General features: G+C 73.5%; 7 protein-coding genes. 4 read left to right on the top strand and 3 right to left on the bottom strand.

Annotation, left to right across the window (positions count from 1 at the left end):
• Positions 1–37: 37 nt before the first annotated feature.
• Positions 38–919: a diacylglycerol/lipid kinase family protein gene (locus ACFWA7_RS31305; RefSeq protein WP_385826480.1), complete on the bottom strand. Its 882-nt coding sequence runs from the start codon at positions 917–919 to the stop codon at positions 38–40.
• 63 nt (positions 920–982) lie between these two features.
• Complete coding sequence (locus ACFWA7_RS31310; RefSeq protein ID WP_385826483.1) at positions 983–2581, bottom strand: FAD-binding oxidoreductase; 1599 nt, start codon at positions 2579–2581, stop codon at positions 983–985.
• 98 nt (positions 2582–2679) lie between these two features.
• Here ACFWA7_RS31310 and ACFWA7_RS31315 point away from each other — a divergent pair, with 98 nt between their 5' ends.
• The 4 genes from ACFWA7_RS31315 (at position 2680) to ACFWA7_RS31330 (ending at position 7754) form a co-directional block, all read left to right on the top strand.
• Positions 2680–3279, top strand: coding sequence for a TetR/AcrR family transcriptional regulator (locus ACFWA7_RS31315; protein WP_385545313.1), 600 nt, complete (start codon positions 2680–2682; stop codon positions 3277–3279).
• The gene (locus ACFWA7_RS31320; protein ID WP_385545316.1) at positions 3276–4856 is read left to right on the top strand and encodes a glycerol-3-phosphate dehydrogenase/oxidase; all 1581 of its coding nucleotides are present in this window, start codon (positions 3276–3278) and stop codon (positions 4854–4856) included. The genes ACFWA7_RS31315 and ACFWA7_RS31320 overlap by 4 nt, the downstream gene beginning before the upstream one ends.
• A gap of 135 nt (positions 4857–4991) precedes the next feature.
• On the top strand, positions 4992–6194 hold the full coding sequence (locus ACFWA7_RS31325; protein ID WP_385545318.1) for a serine hydrolase domain-containing protein: 1203 nt from the start codon (positions 4992–4994) through the stop codon (positions 6192–6194).
• An 84-nt stretch (positions 6195–6278) separates the two neighbouring features.
• Positions 6279–7754: a S41 family peptidase gene (locus tag ACFWA7_RS31330; protein ID WP_385826486.1), complete on the top strand. Its 1476-nt coding sequence runs from the start codon at positions 6279–6281 to the stop codon at positions 7752–7754.
• 61 nt (positions 7755–7815) lie between these two features.
• On the opposite strand, the gene ACFWA7_RS31335 is transcribed toward ACFWA7_RS31330, so the two are convergent.
• Positions 7816–9054: an IS701 family transposase gene (locus tag ACFWA7_RS31335; RefSeq protein ID WP_385545324.1), complete on the bottom strand. Its 1239-nt coding sequence runs from the start codon at positions 9052–9054 to the stop codon at positions 7816–7818.
• Positions 9055–9562: the final 508 nt, after the last annotated feature.

Here is a 9562-nt window from a genome sequence, read left to right on the forward strand (position 1 = left end):
CGTAACACGGACGGTACGCCCCGGCGCGCGGCACCCGTCACGCGAGCAGGGTGAGTGCCCCCGGCAGGACCCGCGCGGTGACCGGCAGGACGGCCTCGACCTCACCGTCCGCCCCGTACGGCAGGGGGCGGTCCGCCTCGATGCGCACTTCGCGGCCGCGCAGGATCTCCACCTGCGGCCGGTGGACGTGGCTGCCGTCGTCGAGCTCCTTCATGACCTTGAAGAACAGCCGGCGCGGGGAGTCGTTGAGGATGACCACGTCAAGCAGTCCGTCGTCCACGGCGGCGTCCGGCGCGATGTGCCGTCCGAAGCCGTAGAAGCCGGAGTTGGCGGCGATGACGGTGTAGCCGCTGCGCTCGTGGAGCGTGCCGTCGATGGTGACGCGGTAGTGGGCGGTGCGCCAGCCGAGGACCGCGCGCAGTCCGCCCATGTAGTACGAGGCGGCGCCGCGCAGCAGCCGAGAGGCGTTGGCGTGCCGGTTGGCCACCGCGTCGACCCCGGCGTAGACGCTGCCGAGGACGGCGACCTTGTCGTGCACGGCCGATTCGACCTCGATGGCGTCGACCTTCCTGGGCACGCCGCGCAGCAGGAGCTCGGCCAGCGCGGCGGGCTCGGAGGGCAGCCCGAGCGCGCGGGCGAAGTCGTTGCCGCGCCCGGCCGGCACGATGCCCACGAGGGCGTCCGTGCCGGCCAGGGCGCCCGCCACACATCCCGCCATGCCGTCGCCGCCGACCCCGAGCACCACACGGCCCTGTTCGGCGGCCCGGCGGGCCAGTGCCCGTGCGTGATCGAGGCCGCGGCTGTACTCGACCTCCAGCTCCGCACCCCCTTCGCGCAGCAGCCGGGCCAGCGGGATCAGGGCGGCGGCGCCCTGTGACCCGCCCGCGGTGGGGTTGACGACGGCCGTGAACTGTCGCATGGCTACGCTCCGATGGGCGACGACGGTGTTGCTGCGGGCGGGGGACGCGGGTGCTGCGCGCGGTCAGACGGCGGGCAGCGGCGGCAGCAGGATGCCGGGGTTCAGGATGCCTGCCGGGTCGAGCCGGTCCTTGACCGCGTGCAGGACCTCGACGCCGAGCGGGCCGATCTCCCGGGCGTACCAGTCGCGGTGGTCGGTGCCGACGCCGTGGTGGTGGCTGATGGTGCCGCCCGCGGCGAGGATGGCGTCGTTGGCCGCCCGCTTGGCCGGGGCCCAGTGTGCCACCGGCTCCTTGCCCTGGGCGCTGACCACCGTGAAGTAGAGCGAGGCGCCCGCCGGGTAGACGTGGGAGACGTGGCACATCACCAGCGGCGGGGTGCCCGCGTCGGTGAGGGACTGGGTGAGGGCGGTGCGCACGGCCTCGTACAGGGCGGGGATGTCCGACCAGAACGCGGCCGTCTCCAGCGTCTCGGCGAAGGCGCCGGCGTCCAGGAGCGCGTCGCGCAGATAGGGCGCGGAGTAGCGGCCGTGGGCCCAGCCGGTGCCCGGGTCCTCGCCGAGCGGCTCGCCCTGCGCCCCGCTCAGTGCGGTGTGCACGCGCGCCTTGCGGTGGGCGACCTCGTCGGCGGTGCCCTCGTATCCGACGATCGCCAGGCAGCCCGCGTCGGAGGCGAGACCGCCGCCGATGGCATCCGGCTTGGCCAGGCCGATCATGGTCTCGGTCTCGTCGGACAGCCGCAGCACGGTGGGCATCGGCCCGTCCTGGGCGAGCGCGCGCAGGGCGGCCTGTCCCTGGGCGAAGGACGGGAAGCGCCAGCCTTCGTAGACCTTGGCCTGGGCCGTGGGGTGGATCCGTACGGTCACCGAGGTGATGACGCCGAAGGCCCCCTCGGAGCCGAGGACGAGCTGGCGCAGATCCGGTCCGGCGGCCGAGCGCGGGGCCCGGCCGAGGTCCAGCGTGCCGCGCGGGGTGGCGACCTGAAGGGCCGTCACCATGTCGTCGAAGCGCCCGAAGCCCGCGGAGGCCTGGCCGCTGGAGCGGGCGGCCGCGAACCCGCCGACCGTCGCCCACTCGAAGGACTGGGGGAAGTGGCCGAGCGTGTAGCCCTGTTCGGCGAGCAGCGCCTCGGCCTCGGGGCCGCGCAGCCCGGGTTGCAGGGTGGCGGTGCGCGAGACCTCGTCGAGGGCGACGAGGAGGTTCATACGGCGCAGGTCGAGCGCGACGAAGGCATCGTGCGCCTGGGGGGCAAGGCCGCCGACGACGGAGGTGCCGCCGCCGAAGGGGACGACGGCGACCCCGTGCTCGGTGCACGCCGTGAGGACGGCCAGGACCTCGTCGTGGTCGGCGGGCAGCACCACGGCGTCCGGCGCGTCACTGACCTCGCCGGCCCGGATGCGCAGCAGGTCGGGCGTGGACTTGCCGCGGGTGTGGCGGACCCGGGTCTCGTCGTCGCCGTGTACGTGTGCCTCGCCGACCGCCGCCTCCAGGGCGGCCCGGGCCGCCTCGGTCAGCCGCGAGGGGCCGGGCGTGACGGCCGTGAGGGCCTTCGCCGGGGCGTCCGCCGGGCGCACCCCCAGCAGGTCCCGCAGTAGACCCACCACTTCTTCGGGCAGTGGTGCCGCCTTGGCCGGGTCGCCCCAGCCGCTCCACAGCATGTCCACCGAACCCACCTGATCACCCGCTTCGTCGCGCAGTTGTTCCGGTCCCACGGCGTGGGGGGCGGCTTGCCGTCGCCCGTTCCGTCGTTACACTGTGACAGATGAAGCCCATTCGTCACAACCGTCGGGACGACGAGGCGGTGCTCGACGCCGCCCGGGACTGCGTTCTCGCGGTCGGCGTCCGCCGGACGACCCTCACCGACGTCGCACGCCGGGCCGGGGTCTCGCGCATGACCATCTACCGGCGCTGGCCCGACGTGCGCACCCTGGTGGGCGACGTCATGACACGGGAGTGGGTGTCCGTCACCCTCGGGGACGCGCCCACGACCGACACCACCCGACCCGTGCGCGAGCAGTTGGTCGACGGGCTCGTGGCGGGGCTGCGCGCCTTCCGGTCCCATCCGCTGCTGTGCAAGATCCTCGACGTCGACCCGGAACTGCTGCTGCCGTACCTCTTCGACCGGCGGGGCGCCAGCCAGGACGCGCTGCTCGCCTTCGTCCAGGAGGCGCTGGAGCAGGGGCACGCGGACGGTTCCGTACGCGCCGACCACCCACTGCGCCAGACCAGGTCGCTCTTCCTGGTGATCCAGTCCTTCGCGCTCTCGCTGCAGACCATGACCGACGCGGCGGACCCCGAACTCGCCGACGAGGCGTTCTACGACGAGCTGCGGCACATCCTTGAGAGGACCCTCGCCCCATGAGCCGTACCGAACCCCGCTCGGACTTCTCCCTCACCGCCGCCCGCCGCGCTCGCGAACTGGAGGGGCTGGCCGCCGGGACGACCGTCGACGTCCTGGTCATCGGCCTCGGCGCGACCGGTGCCGGAGCCGCCCTGGACGCCGCCTCGCGCGGTCTGTCGGTCGCCGCGATCGACGCGTACGACCTGGCGTTCGGCACCTCGCGCTGGAGCTCCAAGCTCATCCACGGCGGACTGCGCTACCTGGCCTCCGGGCAGCTCGGCGTCGCGCACGAGAGCGCGGTGGAGCGCGGGGTGCTGATGGAGCGCACCGCCCCCCACCTGGTGCGCGCGCAGCCGTTCGTGCTGCCCCTCACCTCGCTGACCTCCCGGCGCAACGCGGCGCTCGCGCAGGCCGGGCTGCGCGCCGGCGACCTGCTGCGCGTCTCGGCGGGCACCGCACGGCGCACCCTGCCCGGCCCGCGCCGGCTCTCGGCCGTCGAGACCCTGCGGACCGCGCCCGGTCTGCGCCCGCACGGCCTGTACGGCGGGCTGCTCTCCTGGGACGGACAACTGGCCGACGACGCCCGCCTGGTGACCGCCATCGCCCGCACCGCCGCCGGACACGGGGCGCGCATCCTGACCCGGACCCGCGCCCTGTCCGTCACCGGTTCCGGCGCCCTCGTACGCGACGAGCTCACCGGGCAGGAGCTGACCATCCGGGCCCGGGCGGTCGTCAACGCCACCGGCGTCTGGGCGGACCAGCTGGTCGACGGCGTCAAGCTGCGCCCCTCGCGCGGCACCCACCTGGTGCTGCGCGGCAGCACCCTGCCCGGCCTGACCGCCGGGCTCCACATCCCCGTGCCGGGCGAGAGCAGCCGCTTCGTCCTGGTCCTGCCGCAAGGGGACGGCAGGGTGTACGTGGGGCTCACCGACGAGCCCGTCGACGGGCCGCTCCAGGACGAGCCCACGCCCCCCGAGTCCGACATCGGCTTCCTGCTCGACATCCTCAACACGGCCCTGGACACACCGGTCCACCGCGACGACGTGGTGGGCGCCTTCGCCGGGCTGCGGCCGCTCCTCGACGACGCCCCCGACGACGGCTCGGGCAGCCGCACCTCCGACATCTCGCGGCGGCACGCGGTGCTGACGTCGAGCGAGGGCGTCGTGACCATCGTCGGCGGCAAGCTGACCACCTACCGGCGGATGGCCCAGGACGCCCTCGACGCCGCGCTGGCCGCCCGCGGTATGTCGGCGGCGCCCTGCCGCACCGCGCGACTTCCCCTGGTCGGCGCCGCCGCGCCCGCCGAGCTCGCCGCCCTGCCCGTACCGCGCAGGCTGCTCGCCCGGTACGGCACCGAGGCCACCGCCCTGCACGCGCTCGGCGAGGCCGACCCCCGGCTGCGCGAACCGGTGGCCGACGGCGTGGAGACCACCCGGGCCGAACTGTGGTGGGCGGTCAGGCATGAGGGCGCGCTCGACGAGTCCGACCTCCTCGACCGCCGCACCCGCGTCGGCCTGGTGCCCACCGACCGGGCCGCGGCCCTCGACGCGGCGCGCGAGGCGCTGGACGCGGCGGCGCACGAGCCGGCCGGCCCCTGAGCCGCTTCGGGAGACCGGCCCGGGGCCAGAAGGGAGACGTGGCCCTGGGCCGGATGGAGCAGTGTGAAGGCGTGAAACGGCAGGGCGTCTGATGCTGGGTCAGGGGAAACGGGCGAGCCGGACCCGGCCGCTGCCATGTCTTCAGGAGGTACCCACGTGGTCGCACACCTGCCCGGACGCCGTGCCCGACTGCCGTTGGCCGTCGCCGCTCTGCTCGCCGCCGCGTCGGCCGGCGCACTCGTCCAGCCCGCGCAGGCCGCGCGGACACCTCCGCCGCCGCAGGACCGGGCGCTGCAACGAACGCTCGATCAACTCGTCGGCGCGGCCGGCGGACCGCCCGGCGCCATCGCCGTACTGAAGCGGGGCGACCGGGCAGAGGTCTACCGGGCCGGGGTCGGGGACATCGAGTCCGGGCGGCTGCCCCGCCCCACCGACCACATGCGGCTCGCCAGTGTGTCCAAGGCGTACAGCGGGGCCGTGGCCCTGCGGCTGGTCGACCAGGGGCGGCTGACGCTGGACACCACCATCGGCGGGCGCCTGCCGGGACTGCCTGCCGCCTGGTGCAAGGTGACACTTCGTCAGCTGCTCAACCACACCAGCGGGCTCCCCGACTTCACCGCCTCCGACGACTTCCGCAGGATCCTGGGCGAGGACCCCCACCACGTCTTCGACTCGCGCAGGCTCCTTGACTTCGCCGCCGGGGAACCGCTCGCCTTCCCGCCGGGCTCGCGCTACCAGTACTCCAACTCCGACAACATCGCCGTCGCGCTCATGGCCGAGGCCGCGACGGGCCGCCGCTACGAGGACCTGCTCAAGCGCCTCGTGTACCACCCGCTGGGCCTGCGGCAGACCAGCCTGCCCCAGGGTTTCCGGCTGCCCGAGCCGTATCTGCACGGCTATGCGGTCGACCCGCCGGCCCCGCCCGAGGACGTCACCGAGCTCTTCGGCTCCTCGGGCCTATGGGCGTCCGGGGCCGTCGTGGCGACCCCGAAGGACCTCGGCCGGTTCATCCGCGGCTACGCCGGAGGAAGCCTCCTGTCCGCGCACACCCGCAAGGAACAGCTGAAGTTCGTCCCCGGTGGCGCGTCCGAACCGGCGGGCCCGGGCGTCAACTCGGCCGGACTGGCGATCTTCCGTTACGCCACCCGCTGCGGCGTGCTGTACGGCCACACCGGCAACACCGCCGGATACACCCAGCTGGCCGCCGCGACACCGGACGGCGGGAAATCCCTGACGTTCTCCATCACGACCCAGACCAGCAAGAGCATCAAGCCCGCCCTCCTTGCCCAACTGCGCAAGGTGCAGGAGGACTTCGCGTGCGCGCTGCTGCGCCGCTGAGGGGATGGCCGGGGGATATCCCCACCCGTCACCCACCGGCCCGCCGGATGTTCCCGCCCAGGTGAGGCGGGCCACCATGACTGCATGATCACGCAGTTCAGGAAGACCGCGGCGCTCGTCGCCGGACTGTGCGCGCTCGGCGCACTGACCACCACCGGTATGGCGGAAGCCGCGGAACGGCCCGGCCCCGACGGCCTCTGGCAGGTCGACGACTACGGGACCGTGCTCGATGTACACAGCCGGCGTCTCGACACCTACCAGGTGACGGCCGTCAGCTGTCTTAAGGGCGTCGCGGGCACCCGCGAGAAGGGCGCCCCGGCGCGGTACGCCATGGCGGACGGGGACGTATATACCCTCCGCGCCGGGGCGCGGGCGAAGATGCACATCGACGGGGCGCCGGGGGACCGCTCCCTGCGGCGGCTCGCCGCACTGCCCGCCACCTGCCACGCACCGCGGCCCGGCGCGTTCGACGTCTTCTGGCAGACGTTCCAGGAGAACTACCCGTTCTTCGCCGCCAAGGGGATCGACTGGCAGGAGGTGCGCGACCGCTACCGGCCGCGCGCCGAGGCGGCGCGCACCGACGCCGAGCTCTACGGCATCCTCACCGAGATGGTCGCGCCACTGCACGACGCACATGTCGTCGTCTCCGCCGACAAGACCGGGTTCTTCGGCATGACCCGCCCCGGGACCGTCGTCCCCGGCCCCGACCTCGACGCCGAGGTCACGGCGTTCGTCGAGCGGCGCGATCTGGCGGGACGGCCGCTCCAGCGGTACGCCAACGGCCGGATCGGGTACGCCGACGTGCCCGCGCCGGGCGGTGGAAGCTACGGCTATCTGCGGCTCTCCGCGTTCAGCGGCTACAGCGAGCAGAACACCTACGCGGCGAACCGCGCCGAGCTCGACCGCGCCCTCGACGCGATCCTCACTCCCGACCGGGTGCACCGCCTGCGCGGGCTGATCCTCGACGTACGCATCAACGGCGGCGGTTCCGACAGCCTCGGCCTCGACCTCGCCGCCCGCCTCACCGACCGGCCGTACTTCGCCTACGCCAAGCGCACCCGCCACACCGCGCCCCAGCCCCAGCACGTCCGCCCGGCCGCCGCCGCGCGCTACGCCGGGCCGGTCGCGCTGCTCACCGGAGGGTCGACGTTCAGCGCGGGGGAGACGTTCACCCAGGCCATGATGGATCGCCCCGCGCCGACGACGCGGATCGGGGAGTCCACGCAGGGTGTCTTCTCCGACGTGATGGAGCGCGGGCTGCCGGGGAAGGGCCACGGGGAGTGGTGGTTCGGGCTGCCCAACGAGGAGTTCCTGACCCGCGACGGCAGGACGACGTTCGACGGGACCGGTGTACCGCCCCTCCTTCCCGAACCCGTCTTCACGGACGCGGAGTTCGCCCACGACAGGGATTCGGCGTTCGACCGTGCGGTGAGGTGGCTGGGGGAGCGGGTGCGTCAGGGCGTGGACCCCGGCCCTCTTCCGAGAGCCGGGGTCCGGTCGGCCTTACGAGGCGTCGCGCACCGTCCCGGTGAACTCCGGGCCGGGGCGGGGACTCGCTGAACGTGTCCTTGGGCCACCGCGGGTCGGCGTCCAGGGTGGTCGGCCCCGGCGCCACGGATGGTCAGCCTTGGCGCCGCCGCCCCGCCGCTTCTCGGTCCGCCCCCTTCGTCCCGGGTTCGTCCGCGTCCAGTACGGACACGGCGTGGGCCGCCGAGGCCAGGGTCACGTGGCGGTGCCAGCCGGCGTAGGAGCGGCCGGTGAAGTCGCGGATGCCGAGGCGGTCGGTGGTCTCGCGGAAGTCGTGGTCGGCGCGTCGGACGAGTCGGCTCAGCCGCATCAGGGTGGGCAGCCGCGTCTCCGTCATATCGGTGAGCCACAGCTCCACGGGGCCCTGGCGGCGGCTCTCCGCCACCCCCAGCAGGGCCAGTTCGCCCGGCCCCGCCAACTGGCGCACGGCGGGCGAGGGGCGGACGCGGATCTTGGTGGTGAGGTGGATCGGCCGCCCGCTCCCGGGACCGCGCTCCGGCAGCGGGGCCGGGCGCATCCGGTCACGGGCGGCGGTCATGATCTGGATGGCCTGCTGGACCTCAGGCGTCCGCCCCTGTAGCCCGGGGTCGGTCACGGTGAGCTGGACCGCGCCGTTGATCCGGGCGAGGAAGGGGACGCCGGCGGCCCGGAACGACGCGATGGTGGAGGCCAGGTCCATGTGCCGGGCGTCCAGCACGACCGGCCGCCGCGGCAGCCCCCAGCCGCTCGCCGTCTCCACGGCCGCCTCGACCGCCGAGTCGCCCAGGGTCCGGTCGCCGAGGTCGTCGGGGATGGACGCCTGGCGGCGCCGGATGCGGTCGTTGAGCCAGGAGGACGACAGGTGCAGCCGCCAGTTGAGGGGCACGCTCATCCGCTCATTGGCGGACCAGACACCCACCGCCTGCTGGGCGTTGACGAGCTGGCCCAGCTCGGAGACGAACTGCCGGTCCACACCGACGGAGTTCTCCCCGGTCTTCGGGATGACCATGGGCCGCACCACATACGCCAACGGCGGTTCCAGCTGGGTGATGTGACGGGCGAGGGAGCGGCGCACCGGTACCCAGTCCCAGGTCGAGTCGCTCACGAAGTGGTGGAGGCTTTGCTCGGTGGCCGAACCACCCAGCAGGGCCGCCATGTTGCGTATCGAACGGCGCCCCTTCGCTCCGAGGAGGCCGCGCAAGTACGCGATGCCCCTGAGGCGTTGGTCGCTGCGGCGCAGGGAGGCGAACAGCACCGTGCTCACCTCGGTGAGCACCCGCTCGTCCCAGGCCGCGGGTGTGCTGGACCGGTGGCAGTCATCGTCCGGCGGACAGTTCTCCAGTATCTCGGCCATGGCATTCATGAGTCCCCCGTGGACCTTGGAATGAGTGGGAGGAAGGCTCGCCCAGTCCGGCGAACCACTTGATTCCGGATCCAACGATGCTCGTCGCGCACTCGCGTGCCAAGGTAGAGGGGGCACCCTCTCACCGCCCCGGGGCGAGGGGTAACCTCCCTCCGGCCGCTTCCAATCTTCCGGCCCCCACTTCTTGCCGGAGACAACCGTCACACGTGCCGATCCGAGGTGGTGGCGGACACCACGGGGAACGGCATGTTCCGGCAAAGGACAGGGCGGCTGACCGGCGCGCTCTCCCCAATTCCCTGGTCAGGGCGCTGCTGTGGTGGTGGCGGAGGGCGGCGCATGTGTGGCCCGGCCACACAGGACGCACCCTGAAAGGATGCCGGAGTGGGCGATGCACCCTGCTACCGGTGGTACGGCCGCGGCGCTCAGCGTACGCCCGCGCCCTCGGCGGGAAACACCCTGCTGCATACGCGGAAACGCCCGGCCGCGAAGACCGTGGAGG

Source organism: Streptomyces sp. NPDC059994 (assembly GCF_042737755.1).
In the GTDB taxonomy this organism is placed as follows: Bacteria; Actinomycetota; Actinomycetes; order Streptomycetales; family Streptomycetaceae; genus Streptomyces.